The organism is Marinococcus tarijensis (assembly GCF_054971385.1).
The window spans coordinates 47,853-74,289 of sequence record NZ_JBQOJA010000002.1; the positions used below are offsets into that span (position 1 = coordinate 47,853).

Annotated in this window: 23 protein-coding genes, 1 pseudogene and 1 other annotated feature; of the genes and pseudogenes, 23 read left to right on the plus strand and 1 reads right to left on the minus strand. The window is 53.3% G+C overall.

Annotated elements, in window-relative coordinates:
- The first annotated feature begins 12 nt into the window (after positions 1 to 12).
- From ACTTK7_RS01445 to pyrE, 18 genes and pseudogenes are all read left to right on the plus strand, one after another.
- Positions 13 to 690, plus strand: coding sequence for a YggS family pyridoxal phosphate-dependent enzyme (locus ACTTK7_RS01445; RefSeq protein WP_462865226.1), 678 nt, complete (start codon positions 13 to 15; stop codon positions 688 to 690).
- A gap of 60 nt (positions 691 to 750) precedes the next feature.
- Positions 751 to 1,179 carry a cell division protein SepF gene (locus ACTTK7_RS01450; RefSeq protein WP_462865228.1) on the plus strand — a complete coding sequence of 143 codons (429 nt, stop codon included), beginning with the start codon at positions 751 to 753 and terminating at the stop codon, positions 1,177 to 1,179.
- Between the two features lie 18 nt (positions 1,180 to 1,197).
- On the plus strand, positions 1,198 to 1,470 hold the full coding sequence (locus tag ACTTK7_RS01455) for a YggT family protein (RefSeq protein WP_022792702.1): 273 nt from the start codon (positions 1,198 to 1,200) through the stop codon (positions 1,468 to 1,470).
- 16 nt (positions 1,471 to 1,486) lie between these two features.
- Positions 1,487 to 2,275, plus strand: coding sequence for a YlmH family RNA-binding protein (locus ACTTK7_RS01460; RefSeq protein WP_462865230.1), 789 nt, complete (start codon positions 1,487 to 1,489; stop codon positions 2,273 to 2,275).
- Between the two features lie 109 nt (positions 2,276 to 2,384).
- Entirely contained in the window at positions 2,385 to 2,897 is a 513-nt protein-coding gene (locus ACTTK7_RS01465) for a DivIVA domain-containing protein (RefSeq protein WP_462865232.1), read from the plus strand.
- 37 nt (positions 2,898 to 2,934) lie between these two features.
- Positions 2,935 to 3,166: a binding site (T-box leader), on the plus strand.
- A 53-nt stretch (positions 3,167 to 3,219) separates the two neighbouring features.
- Positions 3,220 to 5,994 carry an isoleucine--tRNA ligase gene (ileS, locus tag ACTTK7_RS01470; protein ID WP_462865234.1) on the plus strand — a complete coding sequence of 925 codons (2,775 nt, stop codon included), beginning with the start codon at positions 3,220 to 3,222 and terminating at the stop codon, positions 5,992 to 5,994.
- Between the two features lie 154 nt (positions 5,995 to 6,148).
- A complete protein-coding gene (gene lspA / locus ACTTK7_RS01475; RefSeq protein ID WP_462865235.1) occupies positions 6,149 to 6,646 on the plus strand; it encodes a signal peptidase II in 498 nt (165 codons plus the stop codon).
- Entirely contained in the window at positions 6,627 to 7,529 is a 903-nt protein-coding gene (locus tag ACTTK7_RS01480) for an RluA family pseudouridine synthase (RefSeq protein WP_462865237.1), read from the plus strand. The genes lspA and ACTTK7_RS01480 overlap by 20 nt, the downstream gene beginning before the upstream one ends.
- A 218-nt stretch (positions 7,530 to 7,747) precedes the next feature.
- Positions 7,748 to 8,284, plus strand: a complete 537-nt coding sequence (pyrR, locus tag ACTTK7_RS01485; RefSeq protein WP_462865239.1) for a bifunctional pyr operon transcriptional regulator/uracil phosphoribosyltransferase PyrR — start codon at positions 7,748 to 7,750, stop codon at positions 8,282 to 8,284.
- A gap of 92 nt (positions 8,285 to 8,376) precedes the next feature.
- Positions 8,377 to 9,708 carry a solute carrier family 23 protein gene (locus ACTTK7_RS01490; RefSeq protein WP_462865241.1) on the plus strand — a complete coding sequence of 444 codons (1,332 nt, stop codon included), beginning with the start codon at positions 8,377 to 8,379 and terminating at the stop codon, positions 9,706 to 9,708.
- A 178-nt stretch (positions 9,709 to 9,886) separates the two neighbouring features.
- A complete protein-coding gene (locus tag ACTTK7_RS01495; protein WP_462865409.1) occupies positions 9,887 to 10,810 on the plus strand; it encodes an aspartate carbamoyltransferase catalytic subunit in 924 nt (307 codons plus the stop codon).
- Positions 10,807 to 12,090, plus strand: a complete 1,284-nt coding sequence (locus ACTTK7_RS01500; RefSeq protein WP_462865243.1) for a dihydroorotase — start codon at positions 10,807 to 10,809, stop codon at positions 12,088 to 12,090. The genes ACTTK7_RS01495 and ACTTK7_RS01500 overlap by 4 nt, the downstream gene beginning before the upstream one ends.
- A complete protein-coding gene (locus ACTTK7_RS01505) occupies positions 12,087 to 13,175 on the plus strand; it encodes a carbamoyl phosphate synthase small subunit (protein WP_462865244.1) in 1,089 nt (362 codons plus the stop codon). Before ACTTK7_RS01500 ends, ACTTK7_RS01505 begins: the two co-directional genes overlap by 4 nt.
- A gap of 13 nt (positions 13,176 to 13,188) precedes the next feature.
- The gene (gene carB / locus ACTTK7_RS01510) at positions 13,189 to 16,404 is read left to right on the plus strand and encodes a carbamoyl-phosphate synthase large subunit (protein WP_462865246.1); all 3,216 of its coding nucleotides are present in this window, start codon (positions 13,189 to 13,191) and stop codon (positions 16,402 to 16,404) included.
- Positions 16,401 to 17,183: a dihydroorotate dehydrogenase electron transfer subunit gene (locus tag ACTTK7_RS01515; protein ID WP_462865247.1), complete on the plus strand. Its 783-nt coding sequence runs from the start codon at positions 16,401 to 16,403 to the stop codon at positions 17,181 to 17,183. The genes carB and ACTTK7_RS01515 overlap by 4 nt, the downstream gene beginning before the upstream one ends.
- Positions 17,180 to 18,022, plus strand: a pseudogene (locus ACTTK7_RS01520) (dihydroorotate dehydrogenase); the annotation flags it as partial. The gene ACTTK7_RS01515 and the pseudogene ACTTK7_RS01520, both read left to right, overlap by 4 nt.
- Before the next feature lie 65 nt (positions 18,023 to 18,087).
- On the plus strand, positions 18,088 to 18,810 hold the full coding sequence (gene pyrF / locus ACTTK7_RS01525; RefSeq protein ID WP_462865410.1) for an orotidine-5'-phosphate decarboxylase: 723 nt from the start codon (positions 18,088 to 18,090) through the stop codon (positions 18,808 to 18,810).
- Positions 18,800 to 19,426, plus strand: a complete 627-nt coding sequence (pyrE, locus tag ACTTK7_RS01530) for an orotate phosphoribosyltransferase (RefSeq protein WP_462865249.1) — start codon at positions 18,800 to 18,802, stop codon at positions 19,424 to 19,426. Before pyrF ends, pyrE begins: the two co-directional genes overlap by 11 nt.
- Before the next feature lie 57 nt (positions 19,427 to 19,483).
- On the opposite strand, the gene ACTTK7_RS01535 is transcribed toward pyrE, so the two are convergent.
- A complete protein-coding gene (locus ACTTK7_RS01535) occupies positions 19,484 to 21,220 on the minus strand; it encodes an Rqc2 family fibronectin-binding protein (RefSeq protein WP_462865251.1) in 1,737 nt (578 codons plus the stop codon).
- 315 nt (positions 21,221 to 21,535) lie between these two features.
- Here ACTTK7_RS01535 and remA point away from each other — a divergent pair, with 315 nt between their 5' ends.
- The 5 genes from remA (at position 21,536) to priA (ending at position 26,400) form a co-directional block, all read left to right on the plus strand.
- Positions 21,536 to 21,799 (plus strand): extracellular matrix/biofilm regulator RemA, encoded by a 264-nt coding sequence (gene remA / locus ACTTK7_RS01540; protein WP_022792719.1) that lies wholly within the window; start codon positions 21,536 to 21,538, stop codon positions 21,797 to 21,799.
- Positions 21,800 to 21,825: 26 nt separating this feature from the next.
- A complete protein-coding gene (gene gmk, locus ACTTK7_RS01545; protein WP_462865253.1) occupies positions 21,826 to 22,440 on the plus strand; it encodes a guanylate kinase in 615 nt (204 codons plus the stop codon).
- Positions 22,440 to 22,694, plus strand: coding sequence for a DNA-directed RNA polymerase subunit omega (rpoZ, locus tag ACTTK7_RS01550; RefSeq protein ID WP_022792721.1), 255 nt, complete (start codon positions 22,440 to 22,442; stop codon positions 22,692 to 22,694). Before gmk ends, rpoZ begins: the two co-directional genes overlap by 1 nt.
- A gap of 98 nt (positions 22,695 to 22,792) precedes the next feature.
- On the plus strand, positions 22,793 to 23,989 hold the full coding sequence (coaBC, locus tag ACTTK7_RS01555) for a bifunctional phosphopantothenoylcysteine decarboxylase/phosphopantothenate--cysteine ligase CoaBC (RefSeq protein WP_462865256.1): 1,197 nt from the start codon (positions 22,793 to 22,795) through the stop codon (positions 23,987 to 23,989).
- Between the two features lie 2 nt (positions 23,990 to 23,991).
- Positions 23,992 to 26,400, plus strand: coding sequence for a primosomal protein N' (gene priA, locus ACTTK7_RS01560; RefSeq protein ID WP_462865257.1), 2,409 nt, complete (start codon positions 23,992 to 23,994; stop codon positions 26,398 to 26,400).
- Positions 26,401 to 26,437: the final 37 nt, after the last annotated feature.

The window sequence follows — 26,437 nt, forward strand, 5'->3', positions numbered from 1 at the left end:
GGATGCTGCACTTTGAACACGGTGGAATCCAACTGGAAAGTGATAAAGCGTAACATCAGCCTCGCCTGTGAAGCATCCGGCCGGGACCCGGAGGGGGTAACATGCATTGCTGTTACAAAGTACGTGTCTTCGGAGCGGGCGATGGAGGCGGTAGAAGCCGGAATAACCAACCTGGGGGAAAACCGTGTGGAAGGAGCGCTTGAAAAATACGAAGCTGTTTCCGGTCGCGCGGACATTCATTTTATTGGCACCCTGCAGTCAAAAAAAGCGAAAAAGATTATCGGTAAGTGTGCATATATTCATTCGCTGGACCGCTGGAGCCTGGCAGAGGAGATCAATAAACGCTCCGGGGAAACAGTCACCGAATGCTTTGTGCAGGTGAATGTCTCGGGGGAAGAAAGCAAAGCAGGGCTTCCGCCAGAGGAAGTGGAGCCGTTTATCGAATCGCTGGTGAAACTTCCCGGCCTTCGGATCGTAGGATTAATGACACTCGCTCCATTTGAAGAAGACGCTGAAAACACCAGGCCGGTTTTTCGTCAGATGAATGAGATGCGCAGACGTATACAGGAAAAAGACTGGGCGCATGCTCCCTGCGGTTATTTGTCCATGGGAATGTCCAACGATTATATGGTAGCTGTTGAAGAAGGTGCTACTCATATTCGTCTCGGTACTTCTCTTGTAGGTGAATAAAAGAATCCGGCGTTGAGTAACAAAACGGCTGGTATCTCTGTGTAAAAAGGAGAGGAGAAGATGAGTTTGCGTTCGAAGTTCCGGCGTTTTTTTGAGATGGACGACGATGTGGTCGAACAGGAGGTTCCTCTTTCTGAAGAAGAACAATATGCCCAGTATGAACACAGGCAGGGGGCAGCGCCGAACAATGTGGTGAGCCTGCAGAGTGTACAGAAGTCCTCGAAGGTGATGCTTTTGGAGCCGCGCAGCTACGAAGAAGTGCAGGATATCGCCGATCACCTGTGCAGCCGGAAAGCAGTGATCATTAATCTGCAGCGGGTGCCGAGAGAGCAGGGACGGCGTATCGTTGATTTTTTAAGCGGTACTGTGTATGCCATCGGCGGGGATATTCAGAAGGTTGGCAGCCAGATCTTTTTCTGCGCACCCGATAATGTGGATATTTCGGGAGCTATTACAGATATCATGTCCGAACGGGACGAACATTATTAGAAGGAAAGGAGAGGGATTATGCAGCTTATAGGTTCTTTGCTGATTAGTTTAATCAGTATTTACCGGATTGTGTTAATAGTATATATTTTCATGTCCTGGTTCCCAAACGCGAGAGAATCTACGATCGGCCAGTTTATCGGTTCGATCTGTGAACCATATTTGGAGCCGTTCCGCCGTTTCATTCCACCGCTCGGCCCGCTTGATATTTCGCCGATTGTGGCAATCATCGTACTCTTTTTTGCAGAATCCGGCATCCGGGCGCTGTTTTTCAATGCCGGGGCGTTGTTTTAATTGAGGTGAATACAACATGAATATGCTCGAACACTTCAGGCCGGAAGAAAGAGCCTGGGTGGAACAGGCGTCAGACTGGAAAGAAGCAGTCGAAACAAATTTCGAAAGACGGCTGACCGATTTTCTCGATCCGCGGGAGCGGGATATTTTAGCGTCAGTTATCGGAAAAGATGAAACTGTCCATTATGCTTTTGCCGGGGGAAACGACGATGCTGAGCGAAAGCGGGCGCTGATTTATCCATTTTACGAACAGCCGGAGCAGGAGGATTTTCAACTGATATTGTTTGAAATATCCTATCCGCAGAAATTTGCTTCTCTTGAACATAAGGATGTTCTCGGTGCCCTGATGGGCATCGGGTTAAAACGGGAGAAGTTCGGTGATATTCTGGAAGGGGAGGGGCGTTTTCAATTCGTGGCGGCTGCCGAAGTCCGCAGCTATATCGAGCTGAATCTTCCCAAAATCGCCAACGTTTCCGTAACGCCGGTGGAAAAACCGTTTTCCGCTATGCTGCCGATAGAAGAGCAGTGGGTGGAACGCGAAACGACGGTTTCTTCGCTTCGGCTTGATACATTTATGGCAGAAGCATACCGGCTTTCAAGAAGCAAAACACTTCCGTTCATAGAAAAAGCGAAGGTGCGCGTGAACTGGAAAAAGGTCGACCACCCCTCCTATATGCTGCGTCCTGGGGATTATGTTTCGGTGCGCGGGCTTGGCCGCTCCAAATTGATGGAGGTGCTCGGACGCACGAAAAAAGATAAGCAGCGGATTGTGTACGGAATTAAAGAGCAGAAAAGAAAAAAATAACCTTTTTTCTGTTGCAAGAAGGAACTGCCTTTTTCGCCGCGAATGCAGTAAAAGGCAGCAGGCTTTCGGGCCGGTATACATACTTGAATTGTAGAAAGGGTGAAAGACTTTGCCTTTAACACCACTGGATATTCATAATAAGGAATTCACAAGAGGTTTCCGGGGATACGACGAAGATGAAGTAAACGATTTTTTAAAGCAGCTCATTAAGGATTTTGAAGATGTGATTCGTGAACGTGACGAGCTGTATGACCGTACAAAAGAGCTTGAAGACCGGATTAATCATTTCTCGAGCATTGAAGAAACGCTGAACAAATCGATTTATGTAGCCCAGGAATCGGCAGAAGAAGTGCGGAAAAATGCCGAGAAGGAAGGGCAGCTGACGGTGAAGGAAGCGGAGAAAAATGCGGATCGGATTGTCAACGATGCCCTGAACAAATCCCGCCGGATTGAGCTTGAAATTGAAGAGTTGAAAAAGCAGGCTTCTGTTTACCAGACCAAATTTAAAATGCTGCTCGAAGCCCAGATGGAAATGCTTCATTCGGATGAATGGCTGAATCTTTCCGAGGAAGAACCGGCGGAGGCGGACGTTTATGCAGGCGACGGCGAACGTCTTGACTAACACCGGCAACTAGATTATACTTTTGCATTATCATATTCGATAAACGTTGAAGGGGAGCAGGCAGTAATGTACCGGTCTCAGCGATCTGCGGTTGGTGTAAGCGCAGAACCAGGGCATTTTTGTTATCACCCCGGAGTTCCTTAACTGAACAAAGCAGTAAGTTAAGGCGGCTTTGAAAAAGCCGTTATTGCCAATGAAGAGACAAGCAGGGAGCCGTATGGCTTCCTGCGCTCATCAGGGTGGTACCGCGAGTCATTCTCGCCCCTATGCACAGGGGCTCCGAATGGCTCTTTTTGTTGTAAGAAAAAAGGAGGATGCGGAAATGAGTTATAAAGAATCACTGTTAATGCCAAAAACCAAATTTCCAATGCGCGGCAATCTGCCAAATAAAGAACCGGAACGCCAGAAAACTTGGAATGAGCAGGACATCTATGAGCAGGTGCAGGCCCGCACCGAAGGCCGTCCGCTGTTTGTGCTGCACGACGGGCCACCCTATGCCAACGGCGACATTCACATGGGGCACGCTCTGAATAAAGTACTCAAGGACTTTATCGTCCGCTATAAATCAATGACAGGCTACCATGCGCCGTACGTGCCGGGCTGGGACGTTCACGGGCTTCCGATTGAAACGGCGCTTTCGAAAAACAAGAAAGTCGACCGGAAAAAAATGACGACAGCTGAGTTCCGTGCTGCGTGTGAAGAATATGCGGAAAAACAAATTGACCGGCAGCGGGAGCAGTTTAAACGTCTCGGAGTAAGAGGTGATTGGGAGAACCCATATGTGACGATGCATCATGAGTACGAAGCCCAGCAGATCCAGGTATTCGGCGAAATGGCCAAGCGCGGTCATATTTATAAAGGCAAAAAACCGGTCTACTGGTCGCCATCCTCAGAGTCGGCCCTGGCAGAAGCAGAGATCGAATACCACGATATGCGCTCTCCGTCGATTTACGTATCGTTTGCGGTTAAAGACGGCAAGGACGTTCTCGAGGGCGATGAAAAGTTTATCATCTGGACGACGACCCCGTGGACGATCCCGGCAAACCTGGCGATCACTGTTCATCCAGAGCTTGACTACGTCGTCGTGAAGGCGAATGGAGAAAAGTATGTCGTAGCCGAGGGGCTGCTCGAGGAGCTTGAACAAAAGCTTGAGTGGGACGGCTATGAGATTACAAAGCGCATGAAGGGCAGCGACCTGGAATACGTGATGGCTGAGCACCCTATTTACGGCCGGGACTCCCTCGTCATTCTCGGCGATCACGTAACGCTCGATGCCGGTACCGGCTGTGTACACACAGCGCCGGGCCACGGGGAGGAAGACTTTGTGGTAGGACAGCAGTACGGTCTGGAAACACTTTGTCCCGTCGACGATAAAGGAGTGTTTACTGACGAAGCCCCGGGCTTTGAAGGACTGTTTTACGATAAGGCGAATAAAGCGATCACGGACAACCTCGATCAGCTCGGGGCGCTATTGCAGCTGAATTTCTTCAGCCACTCGTATCCGCATGACTGGAGAACGAAAAAGCCGGTGATTTACCGGGCGACTGACCAGTGGTTTGCTTCGATCGAAAACATCCGGGGCGAGCTTTTAGACGAAATTAGCCAGGTGACATGGACCCCGGCATGGGGAGAAACAAGGCTGTACAATATGGTGCGTGACCGGGGCGACTGGTGTATTTCGAGACAGCGTGCCTGGGGTGTGCCAATTCCGGTCTTTTATGCAGAGGACGGCGAAGCGCTTATTAACGATGAAACCATCCAGCACGTATCCGAGCTGTTCCGCAGCCATGGCTCCAACGTATGGTTTGAATGGGAAACAGCCGATCTGCTGCCGGAAGGGTTTACGTCGGAGCACAGTCCAAACGGCATCTTTACAAGAGAAATGGATATTATGGACGTGTGGTTCGACAGCGGGTCGTCCCATCAGTCAGTGCTTGAGGCATCTCCGCTTCTGCAGCGTCCGGCTGATATGTATCTTGAAGGCTCCGATCAGTACCGCGGCTGGTTTAACTCCTCTCTTACAACAAGTGTTGCGGTTACCGGAAAAGCGCCGTACCGTTCCGTACTGAGCCACGGCTTTACGATGGACGGAGAAGGCAAAAAAATGAGCAAATCGCTCGGTAATACAATTTCTCCAAACGACATCACAAAGCAGCTCGGCGCAGATATTCTAAGACTCTGGGTGTCGAGTGTCGACTATCAGGCGGACCACCGGCTCTCGGACAACATTTTAAAGCAGATCGCTGAAGCGTACCGCAAGATCCGTAACACGTTCCGGTTTATGCTCGGAAACCTGAGCGATTTTGATCCGGTTAAGCACCGGGTTGAGCCGGCGGACTGGAGCGAGCTTGATCAATATATGCATCTGCGCCTGCAGGATTTGATTGCAAAAATCCGTGCCGGCTATGAAGAATACCAGTTTGTTAATGTTTATCAAACGTTCCACAACTTCTGCACCGTAGATCTGAGCTCGTTTTATCTTGATATCGCCAAGGACACGCTCTACGTCGAGCATGAAGACGATGTCCGCCGCCGGGCTGTGCAGACGGTACTGTATGACACGTTAACAGCTCTTGTGCAGATGATCGCACCGATCATTCCGCATACGGCCGAAGAGGTATGGGAATTCATCCCTCAGACAGAAGCTGACAGCGTACAGCTGACGGATATGCCGCAGGCGGACCGTTCGACGGAGGATGAAGAGCTCCGCCGGAAGTGGGATCGTCTCATGGATGTGCGGGACGATGTATTAAAGGCTCTCGAAACAGCGAGAGGAGAAAAAGTGATTGGCAAGTCGCTTGAAGCCTCGGTAGATATTTACGCAGACGGGGAAGTAAAGGATATGCTGCAGAGCGTAACCCGTTTAAAAACGCTATTTATTGTGTCGAAGGCAGAAATTGCCGGCTCAGCGTCAGAGGCCCCGGCGGAAGCAGCGAAGCTTGACGAAGTAAGCGTTGTGGTAGGAGCAGCGGAAGGTGAACGCTGCGAACGCTGCTGGGAAGTGACCGAAACAGTGGGAGAAGACCCGGCGTATCCGGATCTCTGCAGCCGCTGTGCCTCGGTCATGCATCAAAAAGAAAACGTCAGTCAATCATAGCATGTGAGGAGTCCCTTTCCAGCAGGGGGGGCTCCTTTTTTATACGGAAAGTAAGGGGCGGAAGGGTCGCGCCCGGGCGCTGTTCGCACCGGCGAATATATGCTAAAATGCTAAGGATGGAACGCACACCGCAAGAGAGGATGAAAGAGGCCGTATGAAAATTATTAAGTGGCATTACCTGCTGGCTGCGCTGATTATTATTTTCGATCAGGTAACCAAATACATAGTAGCTGCCTCCATGCGTATTGGAGAAAGCATTGAAGTGGTCCCGTCTTTTTTATATCTGACCTCTCACCGGAATGCAGGAGCGGCCTTTGGTATATTACAGGGCCAGCGCTGGTTTTTCTTAATTATTACGATCGTCGTAATAGCGGTAGTAGTGTATTACATGCAGCAGTACGGTACGCTCTCGTTTACTTTTGGTATTCCATTGGCCCTCGTTCTTGGAGGAGCTGTTGGAAATTTCATTGACCGTATGCTTTTTGGCGAAGTTGTAGACTTTGTTGATGTTTACCTGTTCGCCTATAATTATCCGATTTTCAATGTCGCAGATGCTGCCCTGACAGTAGGTGTAATCTGGTTGATTATCGGTATGTTTTTAGATGAAAGATCACGAAAGAAGGAAGAAGCACATGAATCCACGAATTATTGACGACGAAGAGCAGGGCACAAGAATTGACCGTCTGATGACAGAAGAATTGGGAGAATCGCGTTCGGTCGTTCAGCAATGGGTGAAAGAGGGCTGGGTCACAGTCAACGGCGGTCGTGTGAAAAATAATTACAAGCTTCAGGCCGGTGACCGCATTGACGTTACTGTTCCTGAGGACAATCATGAAGAAATGACGCCGGAAGAAATGGATCTTGACATACGCTATGAGGATGACGATGTGGTAGTGATCTACAAACCAAGAGGCATGGTTGTGCATCCGGCACCGGGTCACACCCGCGGAACATTGATGAACGGGCTTCTGCACCGCTATCCGGCATGGCAGGACCATCCCGAAGCCCGGGCAGGGCTGATTCACCGCCTGGATAAGGATACATCCGGCCTCCTTATAACGGCTAAGCATCCTGAGGCTTACGAGCAGTTATCCGCCCAGATGAAGGAGCGGAAAATTGAGCGGAAATATAAAGCAATTGTGCACGGAGAGGTACCGCACGAGACAGGGAAAATTGATATGCCGATCGGCCGTGATCCCCATGACCGTCAGAAAATGGCGGCGGTGCGTGAAAACTCGAAGCCGGCAGTGACTCACTTTCAGGTGCTGCAGTGGTGGCACAAATATACGTTTGTGGAGTGTGAGCTTGAAACCGGCCGGATGCATCAGATCCGTGTGCATTTTGCCGAGATCGGCCATCCGGTGGCCGCTGATCCGAAGTACGGGCGCCGGAAGACTCTTTCTCTTCCGGGCCAGGCGCTGCATGCGTACCGTCTCCGCTTTGAGCATCCTGTAAGCAGAAATTGGGTTGAAGTGGAGGCCGAACTGCCGGAAGAGATGCAGGCTGCTATTGATGAACTTAACAAAACTAGTTGACCGCACAAAAAAAGACTGTCATACTACGTAATAACGAAAAAAACGAATGCCTTTTTAACACAGTCCCGTGAGGCTGAGAAGAGGTGGTGACTGAGCGCAGAAGTACTCAGGGCGGCGTATGTGTAATATCCGGCCTGCGGATGAATGTGCCCGGATCCGCAAGCTCTCATCCTTACGGGATGGGGGCTTTTTTTATGAAGTAAAGGAGGATGGTGCAGATGGAACGGGTGCTTTTGGATGAACAGGCAATCCGGAGAGCTCTGACGAGGGTATCGCACGAAATTATTGAACGAAACAAAGGCGTGGAAGACTGTATCCTGGTCGGAATCAAAACGCGGGGCATTTACATTGCCAACCGGCTCGCGGAAAGTATCGAACGGATTGAAGGAAACGCGATTCCGATTGGCGAAGTGGACATTACGATGTACCGTGATGATTTATCCCACAACAATAACAGCCAGGAGCCGGAGCTGCGCGGGGCTGTGCTTCCTGGAGAGATTACCGGAAAGACAGTGATTCTGGTGGACGATGTGTTATATACCGGACGGACCGTGCGGGCAGCCATGGACGCCATGATGGACAGCGGCCGGCCGGCACAGATCCAGCTGGCCGTGCTCGTGGACCGTGGTCACCGGGAGCTTCCCGTTCGGCCGGACTACATCGGCAAAAACGTACCGACCTCCCGGGAAGAAATTATCGCTGTCAACATGGCAGAAGAAGACGGCGAAGACCAGGTGAGTATCCATTCTGCATAACAGGATTTCTCTTTAATTTGAACCAGTGAGTTCAAAAAGGGATGAGACGAAAGCGTTTCTTCCCTCCATGCCAATATTAGTGGAGGTTTATCATGAAAAATAATGAAGATATCCATATCCAGACCCGACCAGCCCCGGCTACGTGGCTGATTCTGAGCCTGCAGCATTTGTTCGCCATGTTCGGATCGACAATACTCGTGCCGGCGCTTACAGGACTCAGCCCGGCCGTAGCCCTTGTTTCCAGCGGCCTTGGAACACTTGCCTATCTGGCAATCACCAAAGGACAGATACCGGCTTATCTCGGCTCGTCATTCGCTTTTATTTTCCCAATCATTGCCGCTTTATCCATCGGGGGGCCGGGAGGCGTCATGCTCGGTTCGCTCGCAGCGGGGCTTGTTTACGGCATTACGGCACTGATTATCCGTAAAGCCGGTGTAGGCTGGCTGATGAATATTCTCCCGCCGGTCGTAGTCGGTCCGGTTATTATGGTTATCGGCCTCGGCCTTGCGACAACGGCAATCGAAATGTCGATGAACTACAACGCAGACACCGGGAACTATAATGAACCAATGCGCCATATGAGCGTAGCCGCCGTTACACTTGCCATAGTCATTGTCGCGTCTGTGTTTTTCCGCGGCTTTTTCCGCATCATTCCCGTCCTGTTTGGCATCATCGGCGGCTACCTGACGGCGCTTGCTGCCGGTATGGTAAATACAGGTGCCATCGGAGAGGCTGCCTGGATTCAGGTGCCGGACTTCTCCGTCCCGTTTGCTACGTACAGCCCGGATTGGAGCTGGAGCGTTATCGCGATCATGGCACCGATTGCGCTTGTGACGATTGCCGAACATATCGGTGACCAGCTCGTATTAAGCAAAGTAGCGGAAAAAAACTTTCTGAAGTCCCCGGGGCTGCACCGTTCCATCATGGGAGACGGGGTGGCAACAATGTTTGCTGCGGTCCTCGGGGGGCCGCCGAACACGACGTACGGGGAAAACATCGGCGTGCTGGCTATCACTCGCGTGTTCAGCGTGTATGTGATTGGCGGAGCGGCAGTGCTTGCTATCAGCTTTGGGTTTATCGGAAAGGTGGAAGCCTTTATTGCAAGCATCCCGGGAGCTGTAATGGGCGGGGTTTCGATTCTGCTGTTTGGCATCATCGCCTCGAACGGACTCCGGATGCTGATTGATAATAACATCGACCTTGGCATTAAGCGAAACCTGATCATCAGCTCCGTGATCCTGGTAACCGGTATTGGAGGAGCGTTTATTGAAGTTGGGGAGTACTTTGAAATTTCGAGCATGGCGCTTGCTACAGTAATCGGCATGGTGCTGCATTCCGTGCTTCCGGGCAAAGAAGATTCCTACGGCAACCGGTCAATGTTTGAATCCGTCAGTACATCTACATCAAAAAATAAGGCAGCTTGATCATCCTTTAAGGAAGTACAGAGAGACATCCAAGGTTGAACGGCATGGAAACACTTCCGTCGGCAGACTATCCTGCGCGGGGCGTTTCTTCATACCCGTAAACCTGGAGTCTTTCCGACTCCGGGTTTTTTATATAGGGATCGAAGCGCTTAAAAAAGGAGCGGAAACGATGATGAGTATGAAATCTTCAAAAACAGCAGCGGTCCAGCATGTGCTCACTATGGAGGAATGGGATGTGCGGCAGATTCATGAGCTGCTGGCGAGGGCCAACGCCTTCGCAGAGACGGACCGGGAACGGAAAAGCCTTCCGTTGTACGCAGCGAACTTATTTTTTGAGCCCAGCACCCGGACCAAGCTCAGCTTTGAAGCGGCCGAACAGAATCTCGGTCTCGGGATTCTTCACTTCGATGCTGCCACCTCAAGCGTAAAAAAGGGAGAGAGTCTGTACGATACAGTGCGCACGATCGAAAGCATTGGAGCCGACGTGGTCGTTATCCGTCACGAGCAGGAACGGTACTTTGATGAACTGCGGGACTCTATCAGCATCCCCATTATTAATGGAGGGGACGGCTGTGGGCATCACCCCACGCAGTCGTTTCTGGATTTAATGACAATCCAGCAGGAGTTTGGGCGGTTTGCCGGAGTGAAGGTTGTCATTGCCGGTGATATCCGGCACAGCCGGGTCGCCCGTTCAAACGTGGAGGTATTGGAGCGTCTTGGAGCGAAGGTATATGTATCGGGACCAAAAGAATGGATGGATGAAGCTATGAGCAGCCGCTTTATACCAATGGATGAAGCGGTGGAGGTGGCGGACGTTATGATGATGCTCCGCATACAGCATGAACGGCATACCGTTCAGCTGATAGCGGGCCCAAACGATTATCACGAAGCATACGGGCTCACCATAGAGCGGGCGCAGCGCATGAAGGACAAAAGCATTATTATGCATCCGGCCCCGATCAACCGGGGCGTGGAGATCGCGGACGAGCTCGTGGAGGGAGACCGCTCAAGAATATTCAGGCAGATGACAAACGGTGTTTTTATCCGGATGGCTGTGCTTGACCATGTATTAAGACAGGCTAAAGGAGGAGATTGGAAATGAACGGATGGATTATCAATGCGCAGGTGTTCACCTCCGGGGAAACCATCGAACCACGGGATGTACTGGTTGAAAATGGGCGTATCCGGGAAATTGGCCGGGCGCCGGAGGAGGCTGACGTAGTGCTCGATGCGAAAGGAAGGCTGCTCAGTCCGGGCCTGGTTGACGTGCATGTGCATCTTCGTGAGCCGGGAGGCGAGCACAAAGAAACGATCTATTCAGGTACAAAGGCGGCGGCGAAAGGCGGATTCACCACCGTTTGTCCGATGCCAAATACGCATCCGGTACCGGACTCCGCAGGAAAGCTTGATCTGTTGTATGAACGTATCGAAGCCACGGCTGTGGTTCGTGTCCGTCCCTACGCCTCCATTACGGAAAAACAGCAGGGGGCCGAGCGTACGAACATGAAAGCACTGAAAGAGCACGGGGCCTTTGCTTTTACAGATGACGGAGTGGGGGTGCAGGACGCCTCTGTCATGTACGAAGCCATGCAGGAAGCCGCAGCGCTCGATATGCCGGTGGTGGCGCACTGTGAAGAAAATACGCTCGTGTACGGCGGCAGCGTGCACGCCGGGAGGTTCGCGGAAAAAAACGGACTAAAGGGTATACCGGCGGTAGCTGAATCCGTTCATATCGCCCGGGACATTCTGCTCGCTGAAGCGGCCGGCTGCCACTATCACGTGTGTCACGTGAGCACGAAGGAATCTGTGCGGCTGATCCGCGATGCAAAGCGTGCCGGGATCCATGTAACAGCCGAAGTCACACCGCATCATCTGCTGCTCAGTGAAGACGACATACCGGAGGTGGATACGAACTATAAAATGAATCCGCCGCTTCGCTCCCGCGGGGACCGGCAGGCGCTGCTTGAGGCCTGGCTCGACGGCGCCATTGATTTTATAGCGACCGACCACGCGCCTCACGCTGCTGAAGAAAAAGCACGGCCGATAGGCGAAGCTCCATTTGGCATTACGGGATTTGAAACGGCCTTTCCGCTTTTATATAACGAACTGGTATTAAACGGGGTATGTACTCTGGAATATCTGCTTGCATCAATGACGGGGCATCCGGCCAGGGTATTCGGACTTGCTGCCGGCACGCTTGCCACAGGCGCTGCTGCAGACCTGACGCTCATAGACCTGGAGCACGAGGAAACGGTCGACCCTGCTCAGTTTGTGTCAAAAGGAAAAAATACGCCGTTTGCCGGCTGGAAGCTGAAAGGCTGGCCGGTACTCACGATCGTAGACGGACAGATAGTGTATGAAAAGGAAGAGGTGCAGCAATGAAGCGGAAATTAATACTGGAAAATGGAGCAGTTTTTCACGGAGAAGGCATTGGAAGCGAACGGGAAACTGTAGGGGAAGTTGTATTTAACACCGGGATGACCGGTTATCAGGAAATTTTATCCGACCCGTCCTACTGCGATCAGCTGGTGACGCTGACGTACCCGCTGATCGGCAACTACGGAATTAACCGGGATGACTTCGAAACGATGCATCCCTCTGCCGGCGGACTGATCGTCAAGGAAGCAGCTTCGCATCCGAGCAATTTCCGAAGCATCGGCACGCTCAGCGAATGGCTTTACGAAAAGGATATTCCCGGCCTGTGCGGCATTGATACACGCCGCCTGACGAAAATGATCCGGACCGCCGGTACACTGCGCGGCAGACTGTGCGCAGAAGAAGCGGAAGAGGAGGAAATCGTCCGGGAGCTGCAGCAGTGGATTGACCCCCGCGACCAGGTGTCCAGGGTCAGTACGAAAAACGCCTACCATGCACCGGGCAACGGCAAACGGGTCGTCCTGATGGATTACGGGGCCAAGCACGGCATTACCCGGAATCTGCTCAGCCGCGGCTGCGACGTATTTGTGCTCCCGTACAATGCCACGGCGAAGGAAGTGCTCGCCCTGAACCCGGACGGAGTAATGCTCAGTAACGGCCCGGGAGACCCTGAAGACGTGCCGGAGGCCGTGGAGACGCTCCGTGGCCTGATTGGGGAAGTACCGGTCTTTGGCATCTGTCTCGGGCACCAACTGCTGAGTCTTGCCTGCGGGGCTACATCCTCCAAGCTTAAATTTGGCCACCGGGGAGGGAACCATCCGGTCAAGCAGGTTAAAACCGGCCGGGTGGATATAACCTCCCAGAATCACGGCTATACCGTGGACCGGGATTCGCTGATGGGCACTGACCTTATACTGACGCACGTCAACGTCAATGATGGCACAGTGGAAGGCGTCGAGCACCGGGAATACCCTGCCTTCAGCGTTCAGTACCATCCGGAGGCCTGCCCGGGGCCGAGCGATGCCAACGACCTGTTCGATCAGTTTGTCCGCTTAATGAACCGCTACGAAAAAGTACCTACTCGAATGTAAAAGGGGAGTCACCATGCCAAAACGTACAGATATCCAAAAAATATTAGTGATTGGCTCCGGCCCTATCGTGATCGGCCAGGCGGCGGAGTTTGACTACGCCGGCACCCAGGCGTGCCAGGCGTTAAAGGAAGAGGGCTACGAGGTCATTTTAATTAATTCCAATCCGGCAACCATCATGACGGACACCAATATTGCCGACCAGGTGTACATGGAGCCGCTCACCCTTGAATTTGTTGACCGGGTCATCCGCAAGGAACGGCCCGACGCGATTCTGCCAACCCTTGGCGGCCAGACCGGCCTGAATATGGCGATGGAGCTGCACCGCCACGGGCTGCTCGAGCGGTATGATATTTCCCTTCTTGGCACCGAGCTGTCGGCCATTGAGCAGGCAGAGGACCGGGAGTCCTTCCGGAACCTGATGTATGAGCTGAACGAGCCGGTGCCGGAAAGCACCATCGTGCACAACCTGCAGGAAGCAGAAGCCTTTGTGGAGGAAATCGGCTATCCGGTCATCGTCCGGCCGGCCTATACGCTCGGCGGTACCGGCGGCGGCCTGGTGGATAATCACGACGAGCTGGTGGAAATCGTCGGCTCCGGACTTAAATACAGCCCGGTAACCCAGTGCCTGCTGGAAAAAAGCATCGCCGGCTTTAAAGAGCTTGAATACGAAGTGATGCGCGACAGCTCGGGACAGGCGATTGTTGTCTGTAACATGGAAAACATTGATGCGGTAGGGATTCATACCGGTGACTCGATTGTCACCGCCCCGAGCCAGACGCTTGCCGACCGGGAGTACCATATGCTCCGGGACTCGTCCCTGAAAATCATCCGTGCGCTCGAAATTGAAGGCGGCTGCAACGTGCAGTTTGCTCTCTCCCCGGACAGCTTTGAATACTATATCATTGAGGTTAACCCGCGCGTAAGCCGCTCCTCGGCACTTGCGTCCAAAGCCACCGGCTACCCGATTGCCAAACTGGCAGCAAAAATTGCGGCCGGCTATAAGCTCGATGAGTTAAAGAATCCGATCACCGGCACGACGTACGCAAGCTTCGAGCCGGCTCTTGATTACGTAGTAACGAAGATCCCCCGCTGGCCGTTCGACAAATTTGAGGCAGCGAACCGCCGGCTCGGTACACAGATGAAGGCGACCGGGGAAGTAATGGCTATCGGACGCTCATTCGAGGAGTCCATTTTAAAAGGCATCCGGTCGCTGGAACTCGGGCGGGCTTTTCTGACACACCCGGACTACGCAGAGGCCTCTGAAGAGAAGCTGATAGACAAGCTTATTCGTGCGGATGATGAGCGGCTGTTTTATATCGGGGAAGCACTAAAGCGCGGCTACTCGCTCGAGCAGCTGCACCACTGGACAAAAATTGATTTGTTTTTCCTTGAAAAATTCGCCGGCATTGTCAAGGTTGCGGAAATGGCACGCGCCTATCCAAATGATGAAGAAATGCTTCGGATAGCCAAGACCACCGGCATGGCTGACGAAACGCTGGCAGCCTACTGGAACACAACAGAAAAACAGGTGCGCAGCCAGCGCCTTGATCTGGGTATTACACCGGTGTATAAAATGGTCGACACGTGTGCGGCGGAATTTGAGTCTGAAACGCCGTATTACTATTCCTCCTATGAAGAGGAAAACGAAAGCGGCAAAACCGGGCGTCCGTCGGTTATCGTCCTCGGCTCCGGCCCGATACGGATCGGGCAGGGAGTGGAATTTGACTACGCGACGGTGCATACCGTCTGGGCGCTGCAAGAAGCGGGATACGAAGCGATTATTATCAACAACAACCCGGAAACGGTGTCGACAGACTTCAGCGTGTCGGACAAGCTGTACTTTGAGCCGCTCACAGTGGAGGACGTGATGCACGTGGTCGATGTGGAGCAGCCGGAGGGCGTCATCGTTCAATTCGGCGGCCAGACCGCCATTAACCTGGCGGACGGTCTCGCTGAGCACGGCGTAAAGATTCTGGGCACTACACTTGAGGACATGGACCGGGCAGAGGACCGGGATAAGTTTGAAGCGGCGCTGCAGTCGTTGAAAATTCCTCAGCCGCTCGGCCGTACAGCGGTCAGCACAGAAGAGGCACGGGTGGTGGCTGCTGATATCGGCTATCCGGTTCTGGTCCGCCCGTCGTACGTCCTGGGTGGACGGGCGATGGAAATCGTCGGAAATGAAAAAGAGCTGCTTAACTACATGGAGCGGGCCGTGCGCGTCAACCGCAAGCACCCGGTTTTGATCGACCGTTATATGGTCGGAAAGGAAGTGGAGGTCGACGCGATTTCAGATGGAGAGACGGTGCTTATTCCGGGCATCATGGAGCACATTGAACGCGCCGGCGTGCATTCGGGTGATTCGATTGCAGTCTATCCATCGCAGACGCTCTCCGAGAAGACGAAACAAACGCTTGCTGAGCGGACGGTCGCTATCGGAAAGGGTCTGAACATTAAAGGGCTGCTGAACATTCAGTTTGTCATACATGAAGATGAAGTGTATGTACTTGAAGTGAATCCGCGGGCGAGTCGCACCCTGCCGTTTTTAAGTAAAATTACCGGATGTCCGATTGCAAAGCTTGCCACCCGGGTTATGGTCGGCGAAAGCCTTGCTTCCCTTGGGTACGAAAGCGGTCTGCTGCCGGAGACAGAAGGCGTTTCGGTCAAGGTGCCGGTCTTTTCATTCGCTAAGCTGCGCCAGGTGGAAATTTCCCTCGGACCAGAAATGAAATCAACCGGCGAAGTGATGGGCCGGGACCAGACGCTCGAGAAAGCATTGTATAAAGGGCTGATCGCTTCGGGCATGAAAATTCCAAATCACGGCACCGTGCTGTTTACTATTGCCGATGAATGGAAAAAGGAGGCACTTGCGCTCGCCAGGAGGTTTCATGCGATCGGCTATACGATTACAGCGACACAGGGAACGGCGGCATGGCTGAACAAGGAAGGTATTCCGGCTTCCTCGGTCGCAAAAGTGGAGGAAGAGTCGCCAAACATTCTGGACTTTATCCGGGAAGGAAAAGCCCAGTTTGTCATCAACACGATGGAAAAACAGAAAAAAGCGGCGGCGGACGGCTTCCGGATCCGGCGGGAAGCGGTGGAAAATGAAGTGGTATGCCTCACGTCCCTCGACACGGCCGGGGCACTGCTGAAGGTGCTTGAGATGATCACCTTCTCCACAGAAGCTATGCCTGCGATGAAAGAAGACCGCACAAACGAGGTGATGGCGTGATTCAAAAAGAATGGATGACCGTCGTTTCAATCGACGAAATTGCAGCATCGATTTTTGAAGTCGTACTCGAAGGAGACATGGCGGAGCGTATTCAGGCGCCGGGGCAGTTCGTGCATGTGAAGACGTCACCGCATGTCGTCCCGCTTCTCCGCCGTCCGGTCAGCATTAGTGAATACTGGCCGGAACAGCGGAGGATGGCGCTTGTATTCCGTGCTGAAGGCGAGGGGACAAGCCGGATGGCGACCTGGCGCGCAGGCGACGAAGTGGATGTGCTCGGACCTCTCGGCAATGGATTTGACACGAGTGACGTGGGCGAAGGAGAAAAGGCACTGATTGTCGGGGGCGGCGTCGGCGTTCCGCCGCTGCTCGGTCTCGCTAAACAGCTGACGGGTCAGGGCATTCGGGTGCAGACCGTGCTCGGCTTTGCCGATGAATCCAGTGCGTTCTTCCAGGAAAGGTTCAGCGCACTTGGAGACTGCTTTGTGAGTACAGTTGACGGAAGTATAGGAGAGGCCGGCTTTGTCACAGATGTGATTGACCGCCAGGGTCTTTCCTATGATGCTATTTACGCCTGTGGGCCGCTGCCAATGCTTCGCGCGCTCGACAGCTCCTATGCGGCCGCAAAAGGGAAGCTTTCCCTTGAGGAGCGTATGGGCTGCGGCATCGGAGCCTGCTTTGCCTGTGTGTGTCACACTACAGATGATCCTGACGGGACAAGCTACCGGAAGGTTTGCAGCGACGGCCCGGTCTTTCCATGGGGAGAGGTGGTGCTGTCATGAAGCTGCACGTGAACCTGCCCGGGCTTGAGATGAAAAACCCGGTCATGCCGGCAAGTGGATGCTTTGGCTTTGGAAAAGAATTTTCCCAGCTTTACGACCTTAATGATCTCGGAGCCATTGCGATTAAAGCGACCACCGAAGAAGCTCGGTTCGGTAATGAAACACCGCGGGTGGCAGAAACAGAAGCAGGCATGCTGAACGCTATCGGTCTGCAGAACCCGGGGCTTAAAGGAGTCACTGAACAGGAGCTGCCGTGGCTCCAGCAGCTGGACACACCGGTTCTTGCAAACGTTGCGGGAACCAAAATGGAAGACTACGAAGCGGTGGCGGCCGGACTGTCGGAATCCGGTATGGTGGCAGCGCTGGAGCTCAATATTTCCTGCCCGAATGTGAAAGAGGGCGGCATTACGTTTGGCACCGACCCGAAGCTTGCGGCAGAGCTGACGAAAAGGGTAAAGCACGTGTCTGACGTGCCCGTTTATGTCAAGCTGTCTCCCAACGTGACGGATATTACCGAAATTGCCAAAGCGGTGGAACATGCCGGCGCAGACGGCCTGTCGCTGATTAATACATTATCGGGGATGAAAATCGATCCGGTGACGCGCAAGCCGCTGCTCGCCAATGAAATTGGGGGCCTTTCGGGGCCGGCCATTAAGCCGGTGGCCATCCGGATGGTATATCAGGTGCGGCAGGTAACAGAACTGCCTATTATCGGCATGGGCGGCATCATGGGCATGGAGGACGTGCTGGAATTTATGATGGCTGGAGCCGATGCGGTTGCTGTCGGAACGGCAAACATCAGCAACCCGTTTGCCTGTCCGGAAATCATTCAGGAGCTGACAGAATGGGCCGGCACGGAGACGGCTGCGGACTGGGCCGGCTGGAAGAAGGGCGGGGTGAAAGCATGAAAGACCGTCCCCTGATTATTGCCATGGACGTGCCGGATAAATCGGAGGCAGATGCCCTGCTCGCTTCATTCGGGCAGAAGCCGCTGTTTTTAAAAGTCGGCATGGAATTATTTTATAAAGAGGGCCCGTCGCTCGTGGAGGAATGGAAAGCACAGGGACACCGGGTGTTTCTTGACTTAAAGCTGCATGATATTCCCAATACGGTCCAGCGGGCAGCCGCCCAGCTTGCCCGGCTGCAGGTGGATCTTGTCACGGTTCATGCCGCTGGCGGGAGTCGGATGATGGCGGGAGCTGTGGAAGGCCTGGAGCAGGGCACATGGGCCGGGCAGAAGAGACCTGCCTGCATAGCGGTCACTCAGCTGACGAGCACCTCCGAAACGATGCTGAACGAGGAGCTTGGTATACCGCTTTCTATGAATGAAGCAGTGGCGGCTTACGCGGATCTTGCCGAACGGTCGGGACAGGACGGCGTTGTCTGTGCTGCCGGGGAAGTGCCGCTCATTAAAAGCGCCCGAAGCAGCTCCTTTATTACCGTGACGCCGGGAATTCGCGGGGCAGGCGAGGAGACGGGGGATCAGGCCCGGGTAGTGACACCGCGGGCCGCCGCAGGTTTTGGCAGTGACGCGATCGTCGTCGGACGCAGCATTACAAAAGCTGTTGATCCGGCTTCGGCTTATGAACAAATGGAACAGGAATGGAGAATGCCCAATGCAGAATGAAGAACTTCTCAGCAGGGATCTGCTGAGCATCGAAGCAGTGACACTGCGTCCGGATGAACCGTTTACCTGGTCTTCCGGTATCCGCTCCCCGATTTACTGCGACAACCGGCTGACGCTGTCTTATCCGGACGTGCGGACCCGGGTGGCAGAAGGACTGGCGGAAATGATACGTACCAATTACCCCGATGCTACGATCGTCGCCGGCACCGCAACGGCGGGGATCGCGCATGCGGCGCTTGCAGCAGACCGGCTCGGCCTGCCGATGTGCTACGTGCGCGGATCCTCCAAATCCCACGGCAAAGGTAATCAGATTGAAGGGCGGGTCACTCCGGAGGATAAGGTCGTAATTGTTGAGGATTTAATTTCCACAGGTCAAAGCATGATTACGGTCCAGCAGGCGCTTCTCGACGCAGGCGCCGGTGTACTCGGAGCGGCTGCGATTTTTACGTATGAGCTGGAGGAAGCCGAAAGGCAGCTTAAAGAAGCCCAGCTGCCGGTGAAAACACTGACTAACTACTCCGCGCTGATACAGATTGCTGCTGAGGAAGGCTACGTGCAGGAAAATGACATCGAGCGTCTGCAGGAATGGAAGCAGGCCCCGGCGTCCTGGGCGTAAATATGAATTAAAAAAGCTCCCTCTGGACAGCTGGGCTGTACCGGAGGGAGCTGTTTTTTATTTTGCAGCGGTCTGGGCCCTGGCCCTGTTTTTCATTTCAAGGACGAGGCTTTCCTCCGGAGTGACAAACAGGGTGGACTGCTGGTCGTAGGTCACAAACCCGGGCTTGGCGCCGTTTGGTTTTCGTACGTGGCGGATCAGGGTGTAGTCGACCGGCACCGAGGACGAGGAGCGCGCTTTGGAGAAATAGGCGGCAAGGACAGCCGCTTCCTTTAACGTTTCCTCATCCACGTCTGTGGAGCGGATAACCACGTGGGAGCCGGGGATGTCTTTCGTGTGCAGCCAGGTGTCTCCGGCGTTTGCCACCCGGTTGGTGACGTATTCATTCTGGCGGTTGTTTTTTCCGACAAGCAGAAGTGTGCCGGCTGAGGAAACGTACTGCTCAACCTGCGGTTTCGTGTTTTTCTTCTGCTTTTTCCTTTGAACGCGCTTTTTCAGATAACCGCCGTCCGACAATTCTTCGCGAATGTCGTCAATGTCAGATGGGGCAGCCGTTTCCACCTGCTGAATCAGCCGGTCGAGGTAATCAATCTCGCGACGGGTCAGCTTAATCTGTTTTTTCGCCTCGGATAGCGAGGTTTTGGCTTTATTATAGCGTTTAAAATACCGCTGGGCATTATCTGACGGCGAGAGTTCAGGCTCAAGCTCAATGGTAAGCGTGCCGCCCTCCGGATCGTAGTAATCCGTTACTTCGATTTCACTTTCCCCACCGCGGAGCTGGTGCATATGGGCGGTTAACAACTCCCCGTATTTTTGATAGACGAGGCGGTTTTCGGCCTGCGTAATCGTCTGGCGCAGTTTTTTCAGCTTACGCTCGTTTTTTTCGCGTTCGTTCTGCAGAAAGCGTTCGAGGTCATGGGCCTGCTGATGCACCCGGTCACGTTCGGCTTTGCCGTTATGGTAGCGGTCGAGCATGGCGCTCACCGAGTCAAAACTTTCCTTCGCACCGTCCACATGAGTAAGTTCAACGGCGCTGTAATATTCTTTATTCGCTTCGGTGGTCACAATCTGTGGCTGAAAACTCCCGCTATTAACGTCATGCATGAGCGAAATAAACGTATCGGCCAGCTTCTGCAGCGAACCGAGACCAGCACGGTGCGCGGTTTCTTTGGCGCTCTGGGGTGAAATCCCTTCAAACGCCTGCATTAGCTGGCGGTCGAGCTTGCCCTGGTTGGCGTCCAGTGCTCTCAGCACGTCGCCGGCTTGGGCTTTGAGGGGGTTCGCCTTATGCTGGGACGGTGGTCCAATGTACGCCTGGCCCGGGAGAATCGTGCGGACCGTGTTCTGGGCCGGGGAAATATGCTTCATGCTGTCCAGAATATGCGTACGGTCTTCATTAAGAAGCACGACATTACTGTGCTTGCCCATGATTTCCATGATCAGGGTCCGCTCCGTAAGGTCGCCGATTTCATCCTTGTTCTCAATGCGCAGCGAAACGATCCGCTCAAGTCCCTGCTGTGACACTTCCCGCACGAAGCCGCCTTCAAGGTGCTTGCGCAGCAGCATGCAGAACATGGAAGGCTCCTTGGGATTCTGGTACTTTTCGTCTGTCAGATGCATTCTCGACAGGGAAGGGTTCACCGACAGCAGCAGCTGGTGGTTTTTGCGGTTCGCCCGCACTGAAATGACCAGGTCGGTTTTATAGGGCTGGTGTATTTTTGTGATCCGGCCGTTTTGGAGCGTCTGCTGGACCTCCTGGACAACGGCCTGGGTCATGATTCCGTCAAAGCTCACGTTCGATCATCCTTTACTCGTACAAGCAGGAGAAATTCTTCTGCTGCTCGCGTTCTGTACGGTGGATTATAGCATAATGAAAAGCGCGCCGTCTTGTCTGCTGAATAAACATTGGTTGTGGGCTGAAGAGATATTGTTTACAATATAGAAGTACATAATGTTCGGGCCTCGCCGCGAAGCATCGTTTGTGACGCTTGAAATAATCGTGCTATACTGAAGCAGGAGAACAACTCGTCAGGAACCGCAGAAGAAAACATATATGAACCATTTTTTCAGGCAGCAGCTAGAGGGATGGTCCGACCAGGAGGGGTAGTTTTGAGCATTAAGCTAATCAACATTGGATTTGGAAATATCGTGTCGGCAAATCGGATTATTTCTATCGTCAGCCCGGAATCAGCACCAATCAAACGGATTATTCAGGAAGCCAGGGACCGTAACATGCTGATTGATGCCACCTACGGCAGAAGGACGAGAGCGGTTATCATTGCAGACAGCGACCATGTTGTGCTTTCTGCGGTTCAGCCGGAGACAGTCGCCCAGCGGCTGCATACAAAAGACGATGATTCATCGGACGAATAAGATTGTGAAATGAGGCGTGTCAACCTATGAAAGATGATAAAGGATTATTGATTGTTCTTTCCGGCCCGGCCGGTGTAGGAAAAGGTACGGTGTGCGGAGCGCTGCGCGAAGAGGATACGAACATTGAGTATTCCGTCTCCGCCACTACCCGGGCCCCGCGTCCGGGGGAGGAGCACGGAGTAAATTATTTCTTTCATTCGAAGGAAGAGTTTGAAAAAATGATTGAGGAAGGCCGTCTGCTGGAGTGGGCGCAGTATGTAGACAACTACTACGGGACCCCGCTTGATTATGTCGAGGAAACGATCGACCGCGGCAAGGATATCATTCTCGAGATTGAGGTGCAGGGCGCAGAAAAGGTGAAGGAGCGTTACCCGGAAGGAACGTTTATTTTCTTAATGCCCCCGAGTCTTGCCGAGCTCCGCAGCAGGATTGTCGGACGGGGAACGGAAACATCCGAATTGATTGACAAACGGATGACTGTGGCCAAAAATGAAATTGAGATGATGCAGATGTACGACTATGTAGTGGAAAACGATGAGATTGAAAAAGCGGTTTCGCGCATCCGCTCTATTGTCACTGCAGAACACTGCAAGCAGGAACGCCTGATTGAAAAATACAAAGAATTAGCGGAGGTGGAATAATGGCTTCAAACAGAAATGATGAAGGAATGCTGTATCCGTCCATTGACCAGCTGCTCGGTCATATCAATTCCAAATATACGCTAGTATCCGTATCGGCACGGCGCGCGAGAGACCTCGAAGAAATCGACGGGGCGCTTCCGATGATCGATAACGCAAAATCCGTGAAGGCAGTAGGCATCGCTCTTGAAGAAATCCAGGCCGGCGTGCTCAGCTACCGCCAGGGCGACTACGAAGAACATGACTACGAAGAATAATGGAAAATGAACGGGCACCGGATAAGAAGAAGCAACCTATGGCATCACGTAGGTTGCTTTTTTTAGCCTGGAAGCGTCTGTAAAAGGAGGAGAAAGCTGTGAAAGGCAAAAAAATTGTACTCGGTGTCACAGGAGGAATAGCTGCCTTTAAAGCCGCGGCGCTTGCAAGTAAGCTGTATCAGGCGGGGGCAGAGCTGCGCATTATTATGACGCCGGAAGCCAAAGAGTTTATTACCCCGCTCACATTTCAGGCACTGACCCGGTCAAGAGTGTACGACGACACGTTTGCAGAAGCCGACCCTTCAGTCGTTTCCCATATTGATGTGGCGGACTGGGCGGACGTATTTATTGTAGCGCCTGCATCGGCCAACACGCTCGGGAAGCTTGCGAACGGACTCGCAGATGATATGCTCACCACCACCATGATGGCGACACTGGCCAACGTCTACGTTGCACCGGCGATGAACGTAAACATGTATAATCATCCGAGCTTTCAGCGCAACAAGGAAACGTTAAAGAAGGACGGCTACCGGTTCATTGAACCTGGGGAGGGTTATCTTGCCTGCGGCTGGATTGGCAAAGGCCGTATGGCGGAGCCCGAGGACATCATGCAGTTTGTCCAGGATGCCGAAGATGTCGGCACTCCGCTTGCCGGCAAGCGGGTGCTCGTGACGGCCGGTCCAACGCATGAGCATATTGATCCCTTCCGGGTCGTTACCAACCCGTCCAGTGGAAAAATGGGGTTTGCGATCGCTGAGGAAGCAGCCCGGCGGGGAGCAGAAGTGACGCTCGTTGCAGGGCCGGTAACGCTCTCCACGCCCGGCGGTGTCCAGACAAGAATCGACGTCGAAAGCGTGGAGGATATGCGCGAAGCCGTGCTGACCCACTACGATACGTCGGACGTGGTTATTAAAGCAGCTGCTGTGTCCGATTACCGGCCAGAGACCGTATATGAAAAAAAGCAGAAGAAAAAGGACGACGGTCTTGAGGTGCCGATGGTGAAAACACCGGATATCCTCCAGGAGCTTGGGGAGAAAAAGAAGCATCAGCTTTTGATCGGCTTCGCTGCAGAATCGGAACGTCTCGAGGAATACGCAGAAAGCAAGCGGCAGCGTAAGAACGCCGATTTAATTGTAGCCAATGAAATCGGGAAGGCGGGCTCGGGCTTCCGGGCCGATGAAAATACTATCACCTTCGTGGATAAAAACGGGGCTGCTTCTTTTCCCACCCAGTCGAAGCACGAGGCAGCGGCAGAAATTATGTCCTGGCTCCAGAAACGAATAGGAGACGCGTAACTATGTACGCCAAAGTAATTGTGGATATAGCGACCGGCCAGACGAACCGGGCCTTTGATTATCAGATTCCGGCTTCGCTCGAAATGCTCGCACACCCCGGATCGAGAGTGACGGTGCCGTTTGGCGCCCGGAAAATTCAGGGGTTTATCTGGCGGATCGAAGACAAAACAGAGCTTGCCCGGGTCAAGCCGATTACAGACGTGCTCGACCCTCATCCGGTGCTCACGCAGGAGCTGCTTGAGCTCGGAGAGTATCTGGCCGTGGAAACGGTCTGTTTTTTAATTACGGCCTATCAGTCGATGATTCCGGCAGCTATCCGGGCAAAGCCAAAAAAGAAGATTGAGCTGCTCGTGCCCACGGAGACCCTGGCGCCGGTACTGCAGGCAGTGTTTCAGAAGCAGACGACGGTTGACTGGAAGGACCTTCCGGACGATAAAGCAGTGATGCAGCACGTGCAGGAAGCTGTCCGGCATGAACAGATCCGGATCGATTATCAGGTGAAGGATCAGACGAAAAAACAGACGAAGCGGATGCTGCGGCTTCATCCGGAGCACCGGGCGCATGCGGCTTCTCTTACGGCGAAAGCGAAAAAGCAGCTGGAGCTGTATGACTGGTTTCTTTCGATCGGAGACGAAGAAGCGTCTGTACCCGCGGCTCAGCTGCTGCATGAGCAGACAGCGAGCCGGACGGTTATTCAGGGCCTTGTGGAAAAAAACATCCTTATGGAGCGGGACCAGGAATCATACCGGGACCCGTTTGAAGACCGGTCATTTGAAGCGACGCCCCCGCAGGAGCTCACCCGGGACCAGCAGCGGGCACTTGATCCGATTACGGAAAAAACGTCTCAGCGCAGGCACCATACGTTTTTGCTGCACGGGGTCACCGGAAGCGGAAAGACAGAAGTGTATCTGCAGGCCATTGACCGCGTGCTGCAGCAGGGACGGGAGGCGATTGTGCTCGTGCCGGAAATTTCGCTTACCCCGCAAATGGTCGAACGCTTTAAAGGGCGGTTCGGGGACCAGGTGGCGGTGATGCACAGCGCTCTCTCAAGAGGCGAGCGTTACGACGAATGGCGCAGGGTACATGCCGGGGACGCGAAAGTAGCGGTAGGAGCTCGGTCGGCGATTTTTGCCCCATTCAAAAATGTCGGCCTGATTATCATTGATGAAGAGCACGAAGGCAGCTACAAGCAGGAGGACCACCCCCGGTATCACGCCCGGGAGGTAGCGATCTGGAGAGGCAGATATCACGGGGCGCCGGTCGTATTGGGGAGCGCAACGCCGTCGCTCGAATCATATGCCCGTGCCGGCCGGGAGGTTTATCAGCTGCTCGAAATGCCGGAGAGAATCAACCAGAAACAGCTGCCCGCCATCGATGTGGTGGATATGAGGGATGAGCTTCATAAAGGCAACCGCTCGGTATTTTCCGAAACGCTGCTTGAAAAGCTGAAGGACCGTCTGGAAAAAGGGGAGCAGAGCATTCTGTTTCTAAACCGGCGCGGCTACTCTTCGTTTGTCATGTGCCGTTCATGCGGCTATACTGCTGAATGCCCGCACTGTGAAATTACGCTTACGTATCATCAGACAAAGCATCAGCTGAAGTGCCACTACTGTGGCTATGAAGAAGCGATGCCTGCGACGTGTCCGTCCTGCGAAAGCGAACAGATCCGCTATTTTGGCACAGGCACTCAGAAGGTGGAGGAAGAGCTGACGAAGGTGCTGCCGGAGGCCAGGATTATCCGGATGGATATGGACACCACCACGAAAAAAGGCTCCCATGAGCAGATGCTTCGCCGGTTTGGAAACGGAGAGGCGGACATTCTGCTCGGGACCCAGATGATTGCCAAAGGCCTGGATTTCCCTATGATTACGCTGGTCGGTGTGCTTGCAGCGGACACGATGCTGCATCTGCCCGATTTCCGGGCGCCGGAGCGGACCTTTCAGCTGCTTACCCAGGTGAGTGGCCGGGCCGGCCGGGACAAGCTGCAGGGCGAAGTAGTGATTCAATCCTACAGCCCCGATCATTACAGTATTCAGTTTGCTAAAAATCATGACTATCCGTCGTTCAGCCGGCATGAAATGGGCCAGCGCAAGCGGGGCGGCTACCCGCCGTATTATTATTTAACGATGGTCAACGTTTCTCATGAAGAGATCGGCGTAGCGCTGAAAACTGCTGAAAAAGTGACGAGCCGGCTGCGGGAGGAATTATCACCGCAGGCGAAAATTCTCGGACCGACTGTTTCTCCAATTGCAAGGATCAAGGATAGATATCGGTACCAATGCATGATAAAATACAGGGATGAGCCTGAATTAACGAAAATCCTGAATGATATTGCTGTACACTATCAAAAAGAGACAGCTCAGGATAAGCTGTTTATTACGATTGATATGTACCCGCAGTTGTTTCTATAAGGTAAACACCAGCCCCGCTGCTTCGATAGTGACCGAC